Annotated in this window: 21 protein-coding genes and 3 tRNA genes; 10 read left to right on the forward strand and 14 right to left on the reverse strand. The window is 70.2% G+C overall.

Annotated features, from left to right (window positions below; all coding sequences use genetic code 11):
• Position 1: 1 nt before the first annotated feature.
• Positions 2-997, forward strand: coding sequence for an inorganic phosphate transporter (locus CFI00_RS21025; protein ID WP_207082909.1), 996 nt, complete (start codon positions 2-4; stop codon positions 995-997).
• 194 nt (positions 998-1,191) lie between these two features.
• Here the strand turns inward: CFI00_RS21025 and CFI00_RS21030 are convergent, their stop codons facing one another.
• From CFI00_RS21030 to CFI00_RS21055, 6 genes are all read right to left on the reverse strand, one after another.
• Complete coding sequence (locus CFI00_RS21030; RefSeq protein ID WP_207082910.1) at positions 1,192-2,283, reverse strand: hypothetical protein; 1,092 nt, start codon at positions 2,281-2,283, stop codon at positions 1,192-1,194.
• A 224-nt stretch (positions 2,284-2,507) separates the two neighbouring features.
• The gene (gene pstB, locus CFI00_RS21035) at positions 2,508-3,323 is read right to left on the reverse strand and encodes a phosphate ABC transporter ATP-binding protein PstB (RefSeq protein ID WP_347401905.1); all 816 of its coding nucleotides are present in this window, start codon (positions 3,321-3,323) and stop codon (positions 2,508-2,510) included.
• A 74-nt stretch (positions 3,324-3,397) separates the two neighbouring features.
• Positions 3,398-4,303 carry a phosphate ABC transporter permease PstA gene (pstA, locus tag CFI00_RS21040; protein WP_207082911.1) on the reverse strand — a complete coding sequence of 302 codons (906 nt, stop codon included), beginning with the start codon at positions 4,301-4,303 and terminating at the stop codon, positions 3,398-3,400.
• On the reverse strand, positions 4,303-5,241 hold the full coding sequence (gene pstC, locus CFI00_RS21045; RefSeq protein ID WP_207082912.1) for a phosphate ABC transporter permease subunit PstC: 939 nt from the start codon (positions 5,239-5,241) through the stop codon (positions 4,303-4,305). The genes pstA and pstC overlap by 1 nt, the downstream gene beginning before the upstream one ends.
• A gap of 22 nt (positions 5,242-5,263) precedes the next feature.
• Positions 5,264-6,220, reverse strand: coding sequence for a PstS family phosphate ABC transporter substrate-binding protein (locus CFI00_RS21050; RefSeq protein ID WP_207082913.1), 957 nt, complete (start codon positions 6,218-6,220; stop codon positions 5,264-5,266).
• 200 nt (positions 6,221-6,420) lie between these two features.
• The gene (locus CFI00_RS21055; RefSeq protein ID WP_207082914.1) at positions 6,421-7,290 is read right to left on the reverse strand and encodes an NUDIX hydrolase; all 870 of its coding nucleotides are present in this window, start codon (positions 7,288-7,290) and stop codon (positions 6,421-6,423) included.
• Positions 7,291-7,331: 41 nt separating this feature from the next.
• Between CFI00_RS21055 and CFI00_RS21060 the strand changes: the two genes are divergently transcribed.
• Positions 7,332-8,381 (forward strand): hypothetical protein, encoded by a 1,050-nt coding sequence (locus tag CFI00_RS21060; protein ID WP_207082915.1) that lies wholly within the window; start codon positions 7,332-7,334, stop codon positions 8,379-8,381.
• Positions 8,382-8,396: 15 nt separating this feature from the next.
• Here the strand turns inward: CFI00_RS21060 and CFI00_RS21065 are convergent, their stop codons facing one another.
• Both CFI00_RS21065 and CFI00_RS21070 read right to left on the reverse strand, forming a co-directional pair.
• Positions 8,397-8,558, reverse strand: coding sequence for a hypothetical protein (locus CFI00_RS21065; protein WP_207082916.1), 162 nt, complete (start codon positions 8,556-8,558; stop codon positions 8,397-8,399).
• A gap of 170 nt (positions 8,559-8,728) precedes the next feature.
• Positions 8,729-8,932, reverse strand: coding sequence for a cold-shock protein (locus tag CFI00_RS21070; RefSeq protein ID WP_056598399.1), 204 nt, complete (start codon positions 8,930-8,932; stop codon positions 8,729-8,731).
• A 350-nt stretch (positions 8,933-9,282) separates the two neighbouring features.
• Here CFI00_RS21070 and CFI00_RS21075 point away from each other — a divergent pair.
• Positions 9,283-9,355, forward strand: a tRNA-Lys gene (locus tag CFI00_RS21075).
• A gap of 115 nt (positions 9,356-9,470) precedes the next feature.
• On the opposite strand, the gene CFI00_RS21080 is transcribed toward CFI00_RS21075, so the two are convergent.
• Positions 9,471-10,160, reverse strand: coding sequence for a DUF981 family protein (locus tag CFI00_RS21080; protein WP_242532921.1), 690 nt, complete (start codon positions 10,158-10,160; stop codon positions 9,471-9,473).
• 279 nt (positions 10,161-10,439) lie between these two features.
• Between CFI00_RS21080 and CFI00_RS21085 the strand changes: the two genes are divergently transcribed.
• The 3 genes from CFI00_RS21085 to CFI00_RS21095 all read left to right on the forward strand — a co-directional run bounded on the left by CFI00_RS21085 (position 10,440) and on the right by CFI00_RS21095 (position 13,168).
• Positions 10,440-10,601, forward strand: a complete 162-nt coding sequence (locus tag CFI00_RS21085; protein WP_207082918.1) for a hypothetical protein — start codon at positions 10,440-10,442, stop codon at positions 10,599-10,601.
• A 233-nt stretch (positions 10,602-10,834) separates the two neighbouring features.
• Positions 10,835-11,437: a TetR/AcrR family transcriptional regulator gene (locus CFI00_RS21090; protein WP_277988327.1), complete on the forward strand. Its 603-nt coding sequence runs from the start codon at positions 10,835-10,837 to the stop codon at positions 11,435-11,437.
• Between the two features lie 27 nt (positions 11,438-11,464).
• Positions 11,465-13,168, forward strand: coding sequence for a SulP family inorganic anion transporter (locus CFI00_RS21095; protein WP_207082919.1), 1,704 nt, complete (start codon positions 11,465-11,467; stop codon positions 13,166-13,168).
• 3 nt (positions 13,169-13,171) lie between these two features.
• On the opposite strand, the gene CFI00_RS21100 is transcribed toward CFI00_RS21095, so the two are convergent.
• On the reverse strand, positions 13,172-14,509 hold the full coding sequence (locus CFI00_RS21100) for a DUF4832 domain-containing protein (RefSeq protein ID WP_207082920.1): 1,338 nt from the start codon (positions 14,507-14,509) through the stop codon (positions 13,172-13,174).
• 119 nt (positions 14,510-14,628) lie between these two features.
• Positions 14,629-16,098 (reverse strand): NAD(P)/FAD-dependent oxidoreductase, encoded by a 1,470-nt coding sequence (locus CFI00_RS21105; RefSeq protein ID WP_207082921.1) that lies wholly within the window; start codon positions 16,096-16,098, stop codon positions 14,629-14,631.
• A gap of 206 nt (positions 16,099-16,304) precedes the next feature.
• On the opposite strand from CFI00_RS21105, the gene CFI00_RS21110 reads away from it, so the two are divergent.
• From CFI00_RS21110 to CFI00_RS21120, 3 genes are read left to right on the forward strand one after another with little or no spacing between them, the layout of a single operon-like run.
• Entirely contained in the window at positions 16,305-17,237 is a 933-nt protein-coding gene (locus CFI00_RS21110; protein ID WP_207082922.1) for an ATP-binding protein, read from the forward strand.
• Positions 17,234-17,635, forward strand: coding sequence for a CrcB family protein (locus tag CFI00_RS21115; RefSeq protein WP_207082923.1), 402 nt, complete (start codon positions 17,234-17,236; stop codon positions 17,633-17,635). Before CFI00_RS21110 ends, CFI00_RS21115 begins: the two co-directional genes overlap by 4 nt.
• A complete protein-coding gene (locus tag CFI00_RS21120; protein WP_207082924.1) occupies positions 17,632-17,964 on the forward strand; it encodes a CrcB family protein in 333 nt (110 codons plus the stop codon). The genes CFI00_RS21115 and CFI00_RS21120 overlap by 4 nt, the downstream gene beginning before the upstream one ends.
• 14 nt (positions 17,965-17,978) lie before the next feature.
• Here CFI00_RS21120 and CFI00_RS21125 read toward each other — a convergent pair whose 3' ends face one another.
• The 3 genes from CFI00_RS21125 to CFI00_RS21135 form a co-directional block, all read right to left on the reverse strand.
• Positions 17,979-18,332: a metallopeptidase family protein gene (locus tag CFI00_RS21125; protein ID WP_207082925.1), complete on the reverse strand. Its 354-nt coding sequence runs from the start codon at positions 18,330-18,332 to the stop codon at positions 17,979-17,981.
• A gap of 90 nt (positions 18,333-18,422) precedes the next feature.
• Positions 18,423-18,499: transfer RNA gene (locus CFI00_RS21130), tRNA-Asp, on the reverse strand.
• Between the two features lie 83 nt (positions 18,500-18,582).
• Positions 18,583-18,655 (reverse strand) — tRNA-Glu (locus CFI00_RS21135).
• A 174-nt stretch (positions 18,656-18,829) separates the two neighbouring features.
• Between CFI00_RS21135 and CFI00_RS21140 the strand changes: the two genes are divergently transcribed.
• Entirely contained in the window at positions 18,830-19,234 is a 405-nt protein-coding gene (locus CFI00_RS21140; RefSeq protein WP_207082926.1) for a response regulator, read from the forward strand.
• Positions 19,235-19,307 lie beyond the last annotated feature (73 nt).

The following is a 19,307-nucleotide window of genomic DNA, read 5'->3' on the forward strand; positions in this document are numbered from 1 at the left end:
GATGGAGATCGGGATCATCATCGCGGTCGTCGTCGTCGCCCTGGTGTTTGACTACACCAACGGCTTCCACGACGCCGCCAACGCCATCGCGACGTCCGTCTCGACGGGCGCCCTCAAGCCGCGCGTCGCGCTGGCCATGGCCGCCGTCATGAACTTCGTCGGCGCCTTCCTCGGCCAGAAGGTCGCCCAGACCGTCTCGGAGACGATCGACCCCGGCACCGGCAGCCATGCCCTCGTGATCGTGATGTGCGGCCTCCTCGGCGCCATCACCTGGAACCTGATCACCTGGTACTACGGCCTGCCCTCGTCGTCCTCGCACGCCCTCATCGGCGGCCTCGTGGGCTCCGCGGTCGCCGCGGGCGCCACCGCCAACTGGGGCGTCGTGCTGGAGAAGGTCGTCATCCCGATGTTCCTCTCCCCCATCGTCGCCTTCTCCCTCGGCTTCGTGCTGATGGTGGCGATCATGTGGATGTTCCGCAACGCCAACCCCGGCCGCGCCAACCGTGGCTTCAAGATCGCGCAGACGATCTCCGCAGCCGCGATGGCGCTCGGTCACGGCCTCCAGGACGCCCAGAAGACGATGGGCGTGATCTTCCTGGCGCTCCTCGCCGGCGGCTACGTCGGTGCCGACGACCCGCTCCCGCTCTGGGTCATCATCGCCGCGGCCGCAGCCATCTCCGCCGGCACCTACTCCGGCGGCTGGCGCATCATGCGCACGCTGGGCCGTCGCATCATCCACCTCGACCCGCCCCGCGGCTTCGCGGCCGAGTCGGTGGCCGCATCGGTGCTGTACTCGACGGCGTACGTCTTCGAGGCGCCGATCTCGACCACCCACACCATCACCTCCGCGGTCATGGGCGTCGGCGCGACCAAGCGCCTGTCGGCCGTGCGCTGGGGCGTGGCGAAGTCGATCCTCACCGCCTGGGTGCTGACCTTCCCGGCCGCCGGCTTCGCCGCCGCGGTCTGCTACTGGATCGCGCACCTCTTCCTGCCCTGACGGGGCTTTCGGGGGCTCGGGGTCCGGCTTCCGCCCCCGTCTTCCGCCCCCGGCTTCCGCCCCCGTCTTCCGCCCCCGTCTTCCCCCCCGTCTTCCGCCCCCGCCCCGCCCCCGCCCCGATATCTGAGGACGTCCTGAACGTCCCGGACCCCGATTCACGTCCCTCACGTCCTCAGATATGTCGGGTGGGCGGATCAGGCCGCCCGCTGCCGATGGGCAAGCAGGCGCCTTCTCTCGTACGCCGACAGCGCGCGGCGAGCGGCCACGGTGGTGGTGTCCTTCCACCAGGTCGGGGTCACGAGCGTCCACTCGCGGTCCGACGCCGGGCGGCGGCCCGCCCGGGCGTACGCGTCGCGCAGTCGCAGGCGGAAGGGGTCGCTGTCAGCGATGTCGCCGGACATCATCGTGACGCCCTCCAGGCCGAGCCGGCGGTAGGCAGCCTCCTTCGCCACGTCCGCGTGGCGCACCTTGCCGGCGAGGTGCAGTCCACCGTCGTACATGCCGTAGACCCCCGCGACGGGGTCGATCGCGTCCGGAGTGCCGACGAAGCGGCCACTCCGGTCGAAGACCGGCACGTTCATCAGGAGGCGGGGTCGGCCCATCTCCTCCCTCCACTCGCACCTCAGCACCGGCTCCATCGGCGACCACGAATTCTCGTCGAGCTCCGGCAGGACCCGCCGTACGCGTTCGACCCCGCGCCGCGCGACGAGGTCGGTGTCGACGTAGGCGGCGAGCTCGTCGATCGACACGAGGTCGTTGAAGGCCGCTATGTCGAAGGCCACGACCGCGGCCCGGTCATCCAGGGCGTAGCGCATCGCGTAGGCGACGCTCCACAGCGGCTCGGTGACCCGTACGCCACCGTGTCGGAGGACGTATCGCGGGGCGATGACCTCCTGCGACACCTCCAGGCCGAGGCGCGGCCGCATCCGGTGGCCGCTGCTGACCGCGACCGGGACGTCCAGCAGCTCGCCGCCGCGTCCCGCCCCACCGAACCAGACCCCGCCGAGCCACGACAACCCGGCCCATCCGGTCACCCCGCCATATCCCGGGAGGAGCGCCGCTGCCTCGACGATGCGCTGTGCGGGGTCGCTGACGTCGACCGATGCCGGCACCCACAGGTTGTCCCCGCATCGTCGCCACTCGCCGGAACGCGTGCCCCACGAGGTCGGTCCGTCCACGCCCAGCGGATCTCGACGCGACGGCCACCGCACGCCGGGCCGCAGGCCCTCACGCGGACCGATCCCACGCGCCGGCCAGGCGCCCGCCGTCCTGCCGTCCGAGTCCACGACTGCATCGTGGGCCGAACCTGTCGCCCCCCGCTCGAATCATCCACAGTCCCCCGACGGCCGGCGGACATCTGAGGACAGGGTGAACGTCGGAGAGGCCGATCCCCGACCACCACGTCCTCAGATATCGGGGTGGCCGGGAACGCCCTGGTGGATCAAACCCCCGATCGACCCACCAGGACGTACCCGACCACCCCGACCCGTGCGAGGCCAAGGCCCATGGCTCAGCCGAAGCGGCCGGAGATGTAGTCCTCGGTGCGCTTGTCGTTCGGGTTGGAGAAGATCGTCGACGTGAGGTCGTACTCCACGAGCAGGCCGGTGCGGTTGCCGGTGGTCTCGTCCGGACGCGCGGTGAAGAACGCGGTGCGGTCCGAGACGCGGGCGGCCTGCTGCATGTTGTGGGTCACGACGATGATCGTGTACTCGTTGCGCAGCTCGAGCATGAGGTCCTCGACGCGCGCGGTGGCGATCGGGTCGAGCGCCGAGCACGGCTCGTCCATGAGGATCACGTCGGGCTTGGTGGCGATCGTCCGGGCGATGCAGAGGCGCTGCTGTTGCCCACCGGAGAGGCCGTACGCCGACTGCTTGAGCTTGTCCTTGACCTCTTCCCAGAGCGCAGCGCCCCGCAGCGCCTCCTCGACCAGGTCGTCCATGTTGTCGACCTTCATGCCGGTGACCCGCGGGCCGTAGGCGATGTTGTCGTAGATCGACTTCGGGAACGGGTTGGGCTTCTGGAAGACCATGCCGATCTGGGTGCGTACGGCGATCGGGTCGACGTTCTTCTCGTAGATGTCCTGCCCGTGGTAGAGCACGCCGCCCTCGACGTGGGCGCCGGCGACCAGGTCGTTCATCCGGTTCAGGCAGCGCAGCACCGTGGACTTGCCACAGCCCGAGGGGCCGATCATCGCGGTGATCTCGTGGCGGCCGTAGGCGAGGTTCACGTCGTGCACGGCGTGGAAGTCGCCGTAGAACACGTTGAGGTCGCGCGTCTCCATCACCGGGTTGACCGGGGAGTCGGGCAGACGCCGCTCCGCGCTCATGTGGACGTCGCCGAGCGAACCCATCTGCGGGAACGTGTCGGAGGAAGTGGCAGAAGCCATGTCGTCAGTCTCTCTCACCAGGATCGCTGGAACTTGTTGCGGATGAAGATGGCCAGTGCGTTGAGCCCGAGGATCATCACGAGGAGCACGATGATGGCGGCCGAAGCGGCCTCCTGGAACGCGTCCTGCGAGCTCGAGCTGAGACCGTAGATCTGGATGGGCAGCGCCGTGATGGGGCTCATCATGCCCTCGGGGTCGAAGCGCACCGACGACGCGAGGCCCAGCATCAGCAGCGGGGCCGCTTCCCCGATGGCGCGCGAAAGGCCGAGGATCGTGCCCGTGGCGATGCCGGGAACCGCCGACGGCAGCACCTGCCGCCACGTCGTCTGCCACGTGGTGGCGCCTAGCGCGAGCGAGCCCTGACGGATCTCCTCGGGCACCGCTCGCACGGCCTCGCGGGTCGTGATGATGATGACCGGGAGGATGAGCAGGGCGAGCGCGATCGCACCACCCAGGACGATGCCCTTGCGCTCGATGCCGATCAGGGCCATCACCGCGACGGCCAGCAGGCCGTAGACGATGGACGGCACCGCGGCCAGGTTCTGCAGGTTCACCTCGATGATCCGGTTGTACCACCGACGTGAGTCGGCGAACTCCTCGAGGTAGACGGCGGCGGCGATGCCGAGCGGCACTGCCATGAGCGCCGTGAAGAGCATCAGCCACAGGCTGCCGAGGATGCCGGCGCGGAAGCCGGTGCGCTCGGGGAAGAGCGTCGAGTCGTAGCTCGTGACCAGGTCCGCGTCGAACCGACCGGCGCCGGCGATGGCGGTGTCGGCGATCAGCACGACGAGGACCATCACGCCGAAGAAGAGGGAGAACCACAGCAGGCCGAGGAACACGAGCGACCCGGCGCTGCGCTCGCGGCTCCTGCCGGTCGCGAGCTGGACGGTCTCACGGGCGGTGGTGGTGGCGACGCTCATCAGTAGGCCTGCCTGTAACGACGGACGAGGGCGATGCTGATCATGTTGATCACGAAGGTGATCACGAAGAGCGTCAGGCCGACGGCGAAGAGCGTGTTGTACGACGTCGAACCCACGGGGTTCTCACCGCCCGCGGTCGTGGCCATGAAGCCCGTCATGGTCTGCATGCCCTCGAGGGGGTTGAGGCTGAAGTTCTTCTGCGACCCGGCGGCCAGCGCCACGATCATGGTCTCGCCGACGGCGCGGGACAGGCCGAGCACGATGGCGGCCGCGACGCCCGAGAGGGCCGCCGGCAGCACGACGCGCAGGGTCGTCTGCATGCGGTTGGCACCCATGGCGTACGACCCCTGCCGCAGCGCCTGGGGCACGGCCGAGAACGCGTCCTCGGCCAGCGAGGCGATGGTCGGGATGATCATGACCCCGAGCACGAGGCCCGCGGCCAGGGCGTTGGTGAACCCGACGCCGAGGCCAAGGATGTCCTGCAGCAGGGTCGGGGTGACGAACATGACCGCGAAGAAGCCGTAGACCACCGACGGGACGCCCGCGAGGAGCTCCACGGTGGGCTTGAGGACCTTGCGCGCACGCCGCGAGGCGTACTCGGAGAGGTACATCGCGGCACCGAGTCCGAGGGGTACGGCGACCAGCAGGGCGATGACGGTCGTGACCATCGTCGCGGTGATCAGGGGGAAGACCGCGAACCGGGTGCCTTCGTCGAAGGAGAAGAACTCCCCGAACGGCACCTCGGCGAAGAAGTGGACGACCGGCTCGACCAGTGCGACGAGGATCCCGATCGTGATGGCGACGGAGAGCATCGCCGACACGAACAGGACCACCTTGATCGCGGTCTCGGCCGGACGAGCCTTGCGGCCCAGGTCGATGGGGGCGCCGGGCAGGCCCGCCCCGAAGGACGGGCCTGCGCCGGTGTGAGTGCTGCTCATGAAGGGGTGACGACTCTTCCTGTCAGGAGGAGAGGCCCTCGAGGGCGCTCTGGGTCTCGCTGTAGAGCTCCTCGCTCAGCGGGATGTACTTCGCCGCCTCGGCGATCGTCTCGAGGTTCTCGATGTAGAAGTCGACGTACTCGGCGGTGGCGGGGTTGTCAGCGTAGGACGAGTTGCTGACGTAGATGAAGAGGGGGCGCGACAGGGGCGTGTACTCACCGGCCTGAGCGGTCTCGGCGGACGGTTCGACGCAGCCTGCGCCGTCGTCGATGGACAGCGCCTTGAGCGAGTCCATGTTCTCCTCGTAGTAGGTGTAGCCGAAGAAGCCGACCGCACCCTCGGTGCCGGAGATGCCCTGGACCAGGACGTTGTCGTCCTCGGAGGACTCGACGTCCTTTCGCAGCTCCTCGGACTCGTCCGCGACGACGTCAGCGGCCATGTAGTCGTAGGTGCCGGAGTCGGTGCCCGGGAAGAAGAAGGAGATCTCCTGGTCGGGGAAGCTCGGGTCCAGGTCGCTCCAGTTGGTGACCTCGGAGCCGGGACCGACGAGCTCGATGAGCTGCTCGGTGGTGAGGCAGTCGACCGCGAGGTCGGGGTGCACGGCCACGGTGAGGGCATCGGTGGCGACCTGGAGCTCGGTGTACTCGACCCCGCCCTCCTCGCACGCCGCGACCTCGTCCTCCTCGATCGGGCGGGAGGCGTCGGAGATGTCGGTCTGGCCCTGGCAGAACACCTCGAAGCCACCGCCGGTGCCGGCGGCGCCGACCGTGACGCGCACGTCGGGGTTCTCCTCGGAGAGCAGCTCGGAGGCGGCCTTGGACATGGGCTCGACGGTGGAGGAGCCGTCGACGGCCACGGTGCCGCTGGCGCTGGAACCGCCCTCGCTGGCGCCGGCGTCGCCGCCACCACAGGCGGCGAGGGTGAGGGCCAGGACGGCCACGCCGGACGCGAGGGTCCAGCGGTGAGAAGTGCGCTTCACTTCGTTGCTCCTGAAAGTCTGATGTGTGCTGACACCAGTGAAGGTAGGGACGTCAGGAGAACGACCACGGCGCCGTCGGTGAACGCACGATGAACTGAACCGGGCCGAATGGCGTCGCAGACTCGTGCGTGAGACGGCGATCACATGAACTCGTCACAGAGGCCTTGACGAGCAGGCCCGAAAAGTCTAGAACTCGCAGGTCAGAGGGCCAAAGGCTCGGTGGCGACGACCTTGCCGCGGCGGTGGTGCACCACCAGCATGCCGCCCGGCTCGAGGCGGACCTCGGACACCTCGAGCGCGTCGAGCACCGTCGGCAGCACCGGCCGGTGCGTGCACAGCACCGTGCTCTCGCCCGCGTCGAGCAGGACGTCGACGAGGTCGACCACGCCGTCGGTCGTCGCGCCCTCCTCGCTCAGCTCGTCGTAGGTCTTCAGGGGCCGACCGGTCACGTCGACGTACGGCGTCACGGTCTGCACGCAGCGGGTGCTCGACGAGCTGTGCGCCGACGTCACGTCGAAGGCCGACAGCAGCGGCACCAGGCGCTGGGCCTGGGCCTGCCCCGCCTGGAGGAGCGGGCGGAGCCGGTCGTCCTGGCGCCACGCGCTGCGCGAGCGGGCCTTGGCGTGGCGCAGCACGACGAGCGTGCGCGTCTTGCGTCGCAGCGGACGTGCCTCGGCCAGGGTGTCGCGGTCGTAGAGGTAGGTGAGGCGGCGCTCGGCCTCCTTCCACGGCACCCACTCGACGGCGTCGATCTCCTCGTTGGGGCGGTAGCGGCCCACGTCGTCGCTGCCGACCACCCGCGCGGTCCAGTAGTCGACGCTCTTCCACCGCCCGTTGGACATCCGGTAGCGCTGCCGACCCAGCGCCGGGCCGAGCCGCACGTCGAGCCCGGTCTCCTCCGCCACCTCGCGCACCGCGGCGGTGACGACGTGCTCGCCGGGATCGAGCTTGCCCTTGGGGAAGGACCAGTCGTCGTACTTGGGACGGTGCACGAGCAGCACGTCACCACCCTTGCGCGTCACCACGGCACCGGCAGCACGCACGTCGCGGAGCTCACCACCCTGAGGCATGGAAGTAGTCTCACACCCACCCCGACCGCTGAGGAGCCCCCGTGTCACGTCGCACCGCCGTGGGCCTGGTGGCCGTGGTCGTGCTCGCGCTGGTCGCGTGGCTCGGATGGCGCCTCCTCATCCCGGACGACCCGCTCGCCAGGGCGTTGCGGATGGCGCCGGCGGAGACCAGTCGCGCCGCGTGGACCGACTGGGAGGGCGTACGCCGCGAGCTGGGCGCCGACGTCGACGCCGACTCCTCCGCCGTGGAGGTGGACGAGTTCCTGGCCGAGGCCTTCGACCGCGACCTGTCCCCCATGTCGGCGCTCGGCACGTCCGCGGGCGTGATGCAGGAGGAGCTCGGCTTCTCCCCCGCGACGCTCACGTGGGAGCTGCTGGCGCAGTCGCCGGGGGGTGCGGTGGAGATGATGGGCGTGGCCGACGACGTGGACCTCGACGCGATCGCGGAGCGCCTCACCGCGCTCGGCTGGACCGAGCCGGAGGACGAGGACGGCGTGTGGGTCGGTGGGCCCGACGTGCTGGCGGGAGTCGGGCCGGGACTGACCCCCGAGCTGCAGCACGTCGCGCTGCTGGCGGACCAGCAGGTCGTGCTCGCCTCCGACCAGGCGCCCTACCTCGAGCAGGTGCTGGCGGTGGTCGACGGTGACAGCGACGGCGCCGAGGACCTCGCCGAGCTCGCGGGGACGCTGGAGCAGCCGCTGGCAGCGGCGGTGTACGACGGCGCGTACGCCTGCGAGACGCTCGCGATGTCGCAGGCCGACGACGACGCCCAGGCCGAGGCCGACCAGCTCGTGGCGGCGGCGGGCGGTGTGCACCCGCTGACGGGCTTCGCGATGGCGCTGCGTCCCGACGGAGACCTGCGCGCGATTCTCCAGGTCGAGGACGCCGACGACGCTCCCGCCGACGCGGACGCCCGGGCGCGGCTCGCGGCGGGGCCTGCGCCCGGACAGGGCGGCGACTTCACCGAGCGCTTCAGCGTCGAGCGCGCCGGAGCCGAGGGCCGCGAGGTCGTGCTCGACCTGCGACCGGTCGAGGGGGCGTACGTGCTCTCCGACCTCACGAGCGGGCCGGTGCTCTTCGCGACCTGCTGAGCAGGGAGCGGCGGGTCAGTCCACCGGTCGACGCGGGGTGACCCCGAGCAGCTGGTCGATCTCCTCCTGCGAGAGGTGCTCCTCGGACTCGCTGGCCGCGATGATCAGCGTGGTGGTGAGCTCGACCTCGTTGAGGAGGTCGCCGTCCTCCAGGGTCACGTCGAACTGGTCGTGCACGTCACCCTCCCATCATCGTGGATCATCCGACTCTAGGCCGTTGGTCCAAGTCTCGCTCACGACTGCCTCCGAGCCAATGACCCGAACGTGCTACTAGACAAAAAAGATCCGACCCCACCCCCCTGGGGGGATGGGGCCGGATCTCGATCAGATCTGGAACAGGTCCAGGATCAGAGCGGGCGGACGTTCTCCGCCTGCGGGCCCTTCGGGCCCTGGGTGACGTCGAACTCGACCTTCTGGTTCTCGTCCAGCGACTTGTAGCCGTTGGACTGGATGGCCGAGTAGTGCACGAACACGTCGTCGCCGCCGTCCTCCTGCGCAATGAAGCCGAAACCCTTCTCGGCGTTGAACCACTTCACGGTGCCTTGAGCCATGTGCTCGGTACTCCTGTTATCGGAACGAGAAGCCATCACTTCGACGACTCCGCATCAAGTGCGGTGACACGTCGCTCCGACTCACAAGCTGGAAGGCCCGAAGATGGAAACGCCGTTGGATCACAAACTCCGCTGGCGTCAACCTGCTGGAACTTGCACCTGTTGCACCACCAACCCTACCAACAAATCGCCGGACGTCACGGTCTGCGTCACACCTGTGGGTGAACAGTCGGCCAACGGGGTCGCCGGGGTCGTGGCACCGCCCAGCTTTCACGCTCGCGGGGCGGCCGCCCCGCGGCCCGTCGGGTGCGGGATACTCGGTCGTGGACGCGGCCAGATCAGCGTGTCCCGGGCCTCTAGCTCAATGGGTAGAGCAGCGGACTTTTAATCCGTTGGTTCAGGGTTCGAGCCCCTGGAGGCCTACCGACCTCGGTGTAGTGCTTCGCCTGACGGGTGACGGGTGACGAGCGCCGACAGCGATCGCGGCGACCCCGTCGTCCGCGAGCGTCGGGCACGTGCGGGCGCGTCTGGGCTCATGTCACCACTTGTGCATGGTGCCGTGCTCTATGTTGTAGTACATGCCGATGTGGGTGTAGAAGTTCATCGCACCGAAGAGCAGGAACACTGTTCCGCCGACCACCCAGGCCCGCACTGCCCAGCGCAGCAGCTGCGGGCGATCGGTCCACAGCGCGATCGCGAACAGCAGCGCGCCCAGGGCGACGATTCCCCACAGCCCGCCGAGGAACAGCGCCTCGAGGATGGGCAGGTGCCCGAACCGGCCGCTGATGGGCTCCTCGGGCGGTGCCGCACCCAGCTGGAAACGTACGAACGCGATGGCCAGCACAGCCATGCCCAGGCCGAGGGCGCCGACGAAGATGCCCACCGGCTTGAACGCCCCCAGGGTGACCGCGTTCGCCTCGTCGATGTCACCGGCGTACAGGGTTCGGTGACGCCACAGATACACGGCCGCAAAGAGCAGCAGGGCGCCGAAGCCGGCAGCAGGTTGGCCGAAGGCGATGTTGGCGTACTCGAAGCCGTTGCCCCCGAAGGGCCACGTCACGGTGGTGTGGACACCCAGCACCAGCAGCAGCAGGCCAGTCACGCCGAAGAAGCCTGCCCAGCCCTCGCTGTCGATGCGCTTGGCCTTGATGACATAGGCCAGGAAGACGGCGAAGCCGAGAAGTCCGGCCCCGGCCGTCAGTGCGACCAGCTCGTTGTAGACGACCATGCCGTCCACGCTCCTTCCGTGCCGTTGCGGCACCGACTCGTGTGTGATCCCGCCACGGCCCGAGCCATCTCGGCGAGTAGACCTCCCTCTGGGAGGCACTGGGCATAACGCTACGACGACCGTATCGATTCCCGCGCGGGGCACCGACTTCCCGGCAGACGCAGCTCCGCCGGCATGTAGAGCGAATCACCCATGACTTGGCCCTCGAGGGTTATTTCGATACGGTTGCCGTATCGTAATAAGCGGAGGGGCTCACACCTCGGAAGGAAGGGGAACAGCATGGAGGTCCTGGCATTCATCGTGGCGGCCCTTGTGGCCGGAGGACTGACGATGGGGGGCGTCACCTTGGTCTACTTCCTGGACAAGTGGCGGGCCGACCCCGACACACCAGTCGTCCACCGTGATGCCCGGGAGGCACGTCCGTTCGACCAGGCCGCGTGAGCACGTGCACCCCCTGATCGTGCTGGTGGCCTTCGGGATGGCTGCTGTCGTCACCTACGTGACGGTCCTTCTCGCGCTCCACGTGGCTTCTTCAGTCTCGAGCAGGGACGGAAGGCAACACGACCGTGAGGGCTCGGTGCCTCGCAGCGTGCCTCTGCCACCATGGGCAGCGTCCAGCGACAGAGTCCACCCCCTGTCGGGCAGCCCCGACGAACGCATCCGTGAGCGGACCCATGACACCCACTGAGACTCCTTCCTCGCCGGCCAGGCCCGGACGTCCCCGCGAGGCTTCGGTCGATCAGCGCCTGCAGGCGAGCGTCCTGAAGCTCCTGCGAGACCGCGGGCCGGGGGCGGTCACGATGGACCGGGTCACCTCGACCTCGGGCGTCGCCAAGACGTCGATCTACCGCCGCTACCCCAACCGCGGCGCTCTCCTGACTGCTGTCCTCGCGCAAGCCATCGGAGCCCCTGACGTGCCACGCGAGGGGACTGTGCGGGACAAGATCCGCTTCGCTCTCGAGCAGGCATGGCACCAGATGGGAACTGTCCTGGGACCAGGAGGGCTGGCTGCGCTCGTCGGAAACACCGACCCCGAGTTCACGGAGCTCTTCCGAGCCGCGTTGCAGCCCTACGTCGACACCCTCGTGAGTCGAATCCGCGACGACGTCGATGCAGGGGCGCTGCGACCAGGGCTCGACGCCGAAGGGATCGTGAGCCTCATGGTCGGCGCCTATCTCGGCGAGCTGGTCCGCCGCGGCACGGTGGCGCCCGAGTGGATGGACCGAACCCTCGAGCTGCTGTGGCTGCTCATGGCCCCGCCCCCTCAGGCCGAATGAGCGTCGCGAGGCACTAGCGTGCGGAGCGTGTCCACGAGCAGGCAGCGCTCCCGCCTGCGGGGCCTGGCACCCGGGCTCGCCGTGCTCCGCGGCTACCAACGGGGCTGGCTGCGCCCCGACCTCGTCGCCGGCGCCACCGTCGGGGCGATGCTGATCCCGCAGTCGATGGCGTACGCCGAGCTGGCCGGCATGCCTCCGGAGTACGGCTTCTACGCCGTCCTGGCCCCGTTGGTCGTCTACGCCCTGGTGGGCACCAGCCGGCACCTCGGCGTCGGGCCCGAGCCGGGCACCGCGATCCTGGCCGCCACCGGCGTGGGCGCGATGGCAGCCGGGGACCCGGCGCGCTACGTCGCGCTGATGGCCGCGCTCGCGCTCGTGGTCGGCGCGATCGCGATCCTCGGCGCCGCCGCACGGCTCGGCTTCGTCGCCTCGGTGCTCTCCAAGCCCGTGCTGGTCGGCTACATCACCGGGGTGGGCCTCACCCTGCTCAGCAGCCAGATCGCGGCCTTCACCGGGGTGGCCATCGAGGCGGACCGGTTCTTCCCTCGGGTCACCGAGCTGGTCCGGGAGATCGGGGACGTCGACCCCGCCACGCTGGTCCTGGGCACCGCCGTGCTCGCGCTCCTGCTGAGCCTGCGGCGCTGGGCACCGACCTGGCCCGGCGCCCTGATCGCGGTCGCGCTCGCGACCGCCCTCGTCTGGTTGGTCCCGGGCGCAGGACCGATGGTCCCCGTGGTGGGCGCCATCCCCGAGGGACTGCCCACCCCCGGGTTGCCCGATGTCGGCTGGGCGGACCTGGTGGGCCTGCTCCCGGTGGCGGTCGGCATCGTGCTGGTCGGCTTCACCGACAACGTCCTGACCGGCCGGTCCGTCGCCGACCGCCTCGGCTACCGCGTCGAGCCCAACCAGGAGCTGCTCGCCCTGGGCCTGACCAACCTGGGCTCCGGCCTCTCCCAGGGCTTCCCCGTGTCGTCGTCCGCCAGCCGCACCGCCGTGCCCGCCTCCCTGGGCAGCCGCACCCAGGTGGTCTCGCTGGTCGCCGCCGGGCTGGTGATCGCGACGCTGGCGCTGCTCAGCCCGGTGCTGGGCGAGATCCCGCGCACCGCGCTCGCGGCAGTGATCGTCTCCGCCGCGATCGCGATCCTGGACGTCCCGGGCTACCGGGCCCTGTGGCGCGCCAGCAGGCAGGAGGCCCTGCTGGCGCTGGTCGCCACGCTGGGCGTCATCGCCTTCGACGTGCTGGTCGGCGTGGTCGTCGCGGTCAGCCTCTCCATCGTGGTCGCCCTGGGCCGGATCGCCCGGCCGCACGACGCGATCCTCGGTGACGCTCCGGACCTCGACGGCTGGGTGGAGGTCGACGCGCACCCCGAGGCCACCCCTGAGCCCGGCCTGCTGGTCTACCGGTTCGACGCTCCGTTGTTCTTCCTCAATGCCGACCGCTTCGCGGCCCGGGTCCTGGACGTGCTCGAGGTCAACCCCGGCGCCGAGGAGTGGCTGGTGCTGGACTTCGAGGGCGTCGGAGCGCTGGACGCCACCGCCCTGGACATGCTCACCACCCTGCTCGAGCGGCTGGGCGGGCTCGGCATCGAGGTGGTCGCCGTCGCCCGGGCCAACGACGACGTCGTACGACGCCTGCGACGGGTCGACCTGCTCGAGCCGCAGGGGCAGCTGCGCGACTTCGCCACGATCAACGCCGCCGTGCGGGCGTTCCGTCAGCGTCAGCGCGAGTAGGGCTCACCGGACCTTGACCGCCCCGACGCGGTAGGTGCCGGTGGCGGTGCGACCGGCGTTGGCCAGGTGCATCGGCGCGGAGTAGCCCGACGGGTCCACGACGGCGAGGTGGAGGTCATACCTCCCGGCCTTCATGCCCCTGGTGCTGATCTTCGTGCTGTGCACGGCCGTGTCCACCAGTCCCTCGAGGGGCCGGCCGAGCGACCGCGTGACCGTCCGTCCGGTGGCGGCGTGGACGAAGGTGAGCCGCACGTCCCAGGCGTCGTACGTCGGGGCGGCGCCCTGGTTGGCCCACGCGGTCCGGACCACGACCTTGCGTCCGGCGTCGAGGACGTCGGGCAGGGTGAGCGAGCGGACCTTGATCCGGTAGCCGGCGGTCGCGAGCGCCGTGCCGTACGCCGTGCGCTGGCGCCCGGTCAGCTCGGTGCCGCGCCACGGCATGTTGCCCGAGGAGAGGGTCGAGACGTGGAAGCGACGGACCTGCTGGGCACCCAGGACCGGGTCCGCGCGGGTGCACCACTCGGAGAAGAACGGTCGTGTCCTCCACACCGACTGCAGGCGCTTGTCGGTCGCCACCATGGAGTACATGTCCGGGCAGCCGAGGCTGTCGGTGCGCAGGCCGAGGTTGCGGTGGTTGCGCAGCGCCTTCAGCGTGAAGGGTACCGGCGTCATCGTGTTGAGCAGGACGTGCTTGGTGGGGAAGGCCGAGGCGACGGCATCGACCAGCGCGAGGCCGTTGGCGTCGGAGACCCGCTCGCCCTCCCACACGTGCCACTCGCCGTAGGCCCCGTAGCCGCCGACGTCGACGTAGCCCAGCCGCGGGTCGTCGCCGTAGCGGCGACCGAGCTCGGCCATCAGCTCGCGCCACTGCGCGACGAAGGACGGGGCGTTCCAGTCCGGTACGTCGCTGCCCGCCTGCCGCGGCACGAACGCCGGGGTGACGGGCGGCAGGTCCGCGCGGCTCTCCATCCAGCAGCCCGGGCAGTAGGCCATGACGCGGAAGCCGAACTTGCCTCCGCGCGCTCCGGCGTCCGCGAGGCCGGAGTCGATCCAGGAGAAGTCCCAGGCGTTGTCGGCCTTCTCGATCCGACCCCAGTAGACCTGGTCGCGGTAGTAGAGGTCGTTGGACGTGACGGTCGCGGGCGTCGGCTCGGCGCCGAGCCAGCGGTACTGCCCGCGCAGCGGGTTGGGCAGGTCGGCCGTCATGCCCAGTGGCGCCATGCGGAAGGTCCGCTCGCCCGCGCGGGCGGCGTCCGCCGCCGGCTGCGGCACGGCGGCCAGCGTGGCAGCGAGGCCGCAGACGGCCGCAGCCGACGCGAGGACGCGCCGGGAGAGCTTCATCGTCAGGGGTCCGTCCGTCGGCCGGTCAGGTCACGGACCAGTGTGGGCGAACCGGCGCGCCCGGGTGGGGCGAATCCGCAGACTCGTGGACCCTCATCCGCGTCCGGCCCCGATCGGGCTCAGCGGGCCTCGGACACGCCTCGTACGCCGGAGTCGGTGAGCTCGGCCTCGCGCTGGGCGGCGGCCTCGAGCTCCTGGCGGCGCGTCTCCTCCATCATCGCCCGCGTGGCGTCGTAGATGCCCGGGTCGGAGACCAGGTCGGCGGCACCGCGCCGCAGCCGGGCCAGCGCGGCACGGGCGAAGATCTGCTGCTCGGTCGTGGTGCGCTCGGAGCGGTTGTTGCTGATGAAGGTGATCGCCCACCGCATCAGCGCGGAGACCTGGTTCTTGAAGCCGGTGAGGTAGACGAGGTGCACCCCGAGCCACATCAGCCAGGCGACGACGCCGGTGATCCGCAGCTTGCCGACCATCGCGACGGCGCGGAAGCGGCTGATGATCGCCATCGAGCCCTTGTCGAAGTACTTGAACGGCGCCTGCGGCTGCTTGCCCTCGAGGCGGTTGTTGATCTCCTTGGCGGCGTACTTGGCACCCTGGATGGCGACCTGCGCGACGCCGGGGAGGTTGTCGAGGGCGATCATGTCGCCGACGACGAAGACCTCGGGGTGGCCCGGCAGGGTCAGGTCGGGGTTGACCGCGATCCGGCCGGCGCGGTCCAGCGGGGCGCCGGTCTGCTCCGACAGGGTCTTGCCGAGGGGGTTGGCCTGCACGCCGGCGGCCCAGATCTTGGCGACCGAGTTGATGCGCTCGACGTGGCCGTCCTTGAACTTCACCTCGAGGCCGCGCTCGTCGACCTCGGTGACCATGCCGCCGAGCATGACCTCGACGCCGAGCTTCTCGAGCTCGGCCTTGGCCTTCTCCCCGAGCTTGGCACCGAAGGGCGGCAGCACCTGCGGGGCGGCGTCGACGAGGACGATGCGGGCGGTGCGGGTGTTGATCGCGCGGAAGTCCTTGTTGAGCGTGCGGTGCGCGAGCTCGGCGATCTGGCCGGCCATCTCCACGCCGGTCGGGCCGGCGCCGACGACGACGAAGGTGAGGAGGTGGTCGACGTCGTCGCCGCGGGTCGCCCCGAGCTCGGCCATCTCGAAGGCACCGAAGATCCTGCCGCGCAGCTCCAGGGCGTCGTCGATGCTCTTCATGCCGGGTGCGAACTCGGCGAAGTGGTCGTTGCCGAAGTAGGACTGGCTGGCGCCGGCGGCGACCAGCAGCGAGTCGTACGACGTGACGGTGTCGCGCCCGAGGACCTGCGAGGTGACCGTACGGGCCTCGAGGTCGATGCCGGTGACCTCGCCGAGGATGACGCTGGCGTTGTCCTGGCTGCTGAGGATCTCGCGGGTGGGCGGTGCGATCTCGCCCTCGGAGAGGATCCCCGTCGCGACCTGGTAGAGCAGCGGCTGGAAGAGGTGGTGGGTGGTCTTGGCGATCACCGTGACGTCCACGTCGGCACGCCTCAGCGCCTTGGTTCCGAACAGTCCACCGAACCCGGAGCCGATCACGACCACCTTGTGGCGGGGTGCCTGCGTCGCGGTCATGGGAGCTCCTGGGGTCGTAGGTGCAGTCACGTCGGTCGCCATTGTCGTACCGCCACGCGCGCCAGTGCGAAACGCCGGGCGCGTCTGGTTGCTCACACCCACTACCCAGAGTCGCGAGAAACTATGGTGTTGTCGAGGTTTGAACCACCCGACGGTCGGGTAATCAGGCTCCACTGGACTGCCCACCCCCCTCGAAATGAGTCCCAGTGCCGCTGAGCTCCGAGTTGACGCTGGCGTCGTCGCCGCGCGCCGCGGCTGACGCGCGCCGCTGGGTCAGCGACATCTGCCGTCGCCTCGACCGGCCCGACCTCGTCGAGTGCGCCGAGCTGGGTGTCTCCGAGCTCGTGGCCAACGCGATCCTCCACGGCGAGGCCCCCTACAAGGTGCGGGTCCGCGGAACCGCCAGCCACCCCCGCATCGAGGTCGTCGACGGCTCGACGAGGCCACCGGTGCCCCCCGCCCCGCTCGACCTCGACGACCTCGACCTGCTCCTCACCTTCGGGCGCGGCCTCGCGATCGTCTCCCAGTGCGCCCTCGCCTGGGGCGCCACCATCGAGTCCGACGGCAAGATCGTCTGGTTCGAGCCGTCGGCGCAGATGAGCGACGAGGGCTCGGCAGACTGGGTGATCGACCAGCACGACGCCGACGCGCCCGAACCGACCAGCGAGACGGCCGTCGAGATCCGCCTGCTCGGCGTCGACGTACCGCTCCACTCCTCCCTCAACCGGCAGTACCACGAGCTGCGCCGCGAGCTGCGGTTGCTGTCGTTGTCGCACCAGTCCGACTACCCGCTCGCCGGCGACCTCACCTCGATGTTCGCCAACTTCGAGCGGCAGTTCCCGGCGTCCTTCCACCGGCAGATCCGTGACGCCGAGTCACGCGGGCTGCCGCGCGTCGACGTGGGCTTCCCGATGGTGCGCGAGGCCGGGCCGATCTTCGTGACGATGACCGAGATGTTCGACGTCGCCGACGCCTTCTGCCGCGCCGAGCGCCTGCTCTCCATGGCGCGCACGGCTGCACAGCGCGCCTTCCACAACTGGATGCTCGGCGAGCTCGTCCACCAGCTCGACGGGGCGAGCGCCCGGCCGTGGACCGGGTTCCCCCGGGCGAGCGCAGCATCCACCAGTCGGGTCGGGTGAGCCCCCGCCCCCTCCGCGCTGCCGACCTGCTCCTCGTCGCAGCGGGCGGCGCTGCGGGAGCCGCGGCGCGCCACGGCATCGACGTCGCGGCCGGGGACACCCTCTTCCCGTGGGCCACGCTCGCCATCAACGTGGTCGGCGCCTTCGCCCTCGGGGTCCTCCCCGCGGTCGCGGCGCTCGGGCGCGCACACCGGTGGTCGCTGTTCCTGGGCCCCGGCCTCCTCGGTGGCTTCACCACGGTGTCGGCGTGGGCCGGACAGGTGCGCGAGCTCGCCGCCACCGGCCATGCAGCGCTGGCCGGCCTCCACCTCGCCGCCACGCTCGGCGCGGGACTCCTCGCGGCCGCCCTCGGACAGCGGCTCGCGCACCGGCCGGAGCGCGAGGAGGCGACGCGATGACAGCCCTCCTCGTCGCCCTCGGCGCGGCGGTCGGCGCGCCGTTGAGGTATGTCCTGAGCCGCAGCGACGGCGTGTTCCCCGTCGGCATGCTGGCGGTCAACGTCGTCGGCTCGGGCCTGTTCGGGGCGTTCGCCGCGATGTCGCTCGGCGGGACGTGGTGGGCACTGCTCGGCACCGGCCTCTGCGGCGGCTTCACGTCGTTCTCGTCGTTCGCGGTGCAGTCGGTGACCCGACCCGCGCGTACGGCGGCGGCGTACGTCGCGGCGACGACCGTCCTCTCCGTCGGGGCCTGCGCGCTCGGCTGGCTCCTCGGCGCCGGACTGGGCTAGACGGGCACCTGCCCTCAGCCCCAACCCAGCTGGTGCAGCCGGGCGTCGTCGAGGCCGAAGTGGTGGGCGACCTCGTGGACCACGGTGATGCGCACCTCCTCCTCCAGCTCCTCCACCGTCTCGGCCATGTCGAGCAGCGGACCGCGGAAGAGCAGGATCCGGTCCGGGAGCATGCCGGAGTGGTTCGCCGGGCGCTCGGTCAGCGCCAGCCCGTCGTAGAGGCCGAGCAGGTCGGGGTCGTCGTCGGGGGCCTCGGCCTCGACCAGCACGACGACGTTGTCGACCAGGCGGGCCAGCTCGTCGGGCAGGCCGTCGAGGGCACGTCCCACCATCGCGTCGAAGGCGGCCGGGTCCAGGTCGAGGGGCATGGCCCCACCCTAGGGAGGCACCAAAGCAGCCACAGAGGCCAGAAATGCCGATCAGGGTGAGCCTGGTGGCTCACCCTGATCGGCATGCAATGGCGACCCCGACGGGACTCGAACCCGCGGCCTCCGCCGTGACAGGGCGGCGCGCTAACCAACTGCGCTACGGGGCCAGGTTGTAACTGGTGAAGCGGGTGGAACTCTAACCCATGCTCTTCGGAGACCACCAATCGGCGCCCGCCCCCGAACCGGGCCGCACCCCCAACCGGATTCGAACCGGCGCTACCGCCGTGAAAGGGCGGGGTCCTGGGCCGCTAGACGATGGGGGCCAGCTCGGTCGGGACACGCTCGACCGAGCGCGCCCAGCATAGGGCCAGCGGGGCCCGGCCCTCCAACCCGCAGCCCTCCCCGCCCGTCCCCCTGAGGATCACTTGAAGGGAAGTTTCGTCTCGAGTTACCCATCTGGCAGCGGATTGACACCGACTTTGACTAGTCTTGCCTCCATGAGCAGGGAGGCTCGGCAGTTGCGCTTCCTCGTCGTCGATGACAACGAGGACATTCGTGACGTCTTCTGCCGTCTCGTCGAGCGGGCCGGCCACGACGCCGCCACCGCCGTGGACGGCATGGACGCAGTGGAGACGCTGCAGCGCGAGACCTTCGACGTGATGCTCCTTGACCTGACGATGCCGCGCATGAGCGGTGTCGATGTCGTGCGCTGGCTGCGGGAGCACCCCGAGGTCGCGCCGGACGTGCGGATCGTCGTGATCAGCGCATGGGCGGGTGAGCACCGAGCTGTTCTCCAGGAACTCGGCATCGAGACAGTCATGCAGAAACCGCTGCGGATCCAGCAGCTGACTGACCTCATCGCCGAGACACTGCACGCCCTGGAGTCCGGAACTCGTCCCTGAAACGCACCACCGGGTCCTCGACTCCCAGCAGTGCCACCCCCGCGCCACCTCGGCGCGAGGCCCCACCCCACCA

Source organism: Nocardioides sp. S5 (assembly GCF_017310035.1).
Taxonomy (GTDB): domain Bacteria; phylum Actinomycetota; class Actinomycetes; order Propionibacteriales; family Nocardioidaceae; genus Nocardioides.

Coding starts and splice junctions, on each gene's coding strand:
- pstC (WP_207082912.1), bottom strand. CDS start 5,241: ATGAGCAGCACTCACACCGGCGCAGGCCCGTCCTTCGGGGCGGGCCTG.
- CFI00_RS21055 (WP_207082914.1), bottom strand. CDS start 7,290: ATGCCTCAGGGTGGTGAGCTCCGCGACGTGCGTGCTGCCGGTGCCGTG.
- CFI00_RS21120 (WP_207082924.1), top strand. CDS start 17,632: ATGACAGCCCTCCTCGTCGCCCTCGGCGCGGCGGTCGGCGCGCCGTTG.
- CFI00_RS21125 (WP_207082925.1), bottom strand. CDS start 18,332: ATGCCCCTCGACCTGGACCCGGCCGCCTTCGACGCGATGGTGGGACGT.
- CFI00_RS21140 (WP_207082926.1), top strand. CDS start 18,830: ATGAGCAGGGAGGCTCGGCAGTTGCGCTTCCTCGTCGTCGATGACAAC.
- pstB (WP_347401905.1), bottom strand. CDS start 3,323: ATGAGCGCGGAGCGGCGTCTGCCCGACTCCCCGGTCAACCCGGTGATG.
- pstA (WP_207082911.1), bottom strand. CDS start 4,303: ATGAGCGTCGCCACCACCACCGCCCGTGAGACCGTCCAGCTCGCGACC.
- CFI00_RS21025 (WP_207082909.1), top strand. CDS start 2: ATGGAGATCGGGATCATCATCGCGGTCGTCGTCGTCGCCCTGGTGTTT.
- CFI00_RS21100 (WP_207082920.1), bottom strand. CDS start 14,509: ATGAAGCTCTCCCGGCGCGTCCTCGCGTCGGCTGCGGCCGTCTGCGGC.
- CFI00_RS21105 (WP_207082921.1), bottom strand. CDS start 16,098: ATGACCGCGACGCAGGCACCCCGCCACAAGGTGGTCGTGATCGGCTCC.
- CFI00_RS21090 (WP_277988327.1), top strand. CDS start 10,835: ATGACACCCACTGAGACTCCTTCCTCGCCGGCCAGGCCCGGACGTCCC.
- CFI00_RS21080 (WP_242532921.1), bottom strand. CDS start 10,160: ATGGTCGTCTACAACGAGCTGGTCGCACTGACGGCCGGGGCCGGACTT.
- CFI00_RS21070 (WP_056598399.1), bottom strand. CDS start 8,932: ATGGCTCAAGGCACCGTGAAGTGGTTCAACGCCGAGAAGGGTTTCGGC.
- CFI00_RS21085 (WP_207082918.1), top strand. CDS start 10,440: ATGGAGGTCCTGGCATTCATCGTGGCGGCCCTTGTGGCCGGAGGACTG.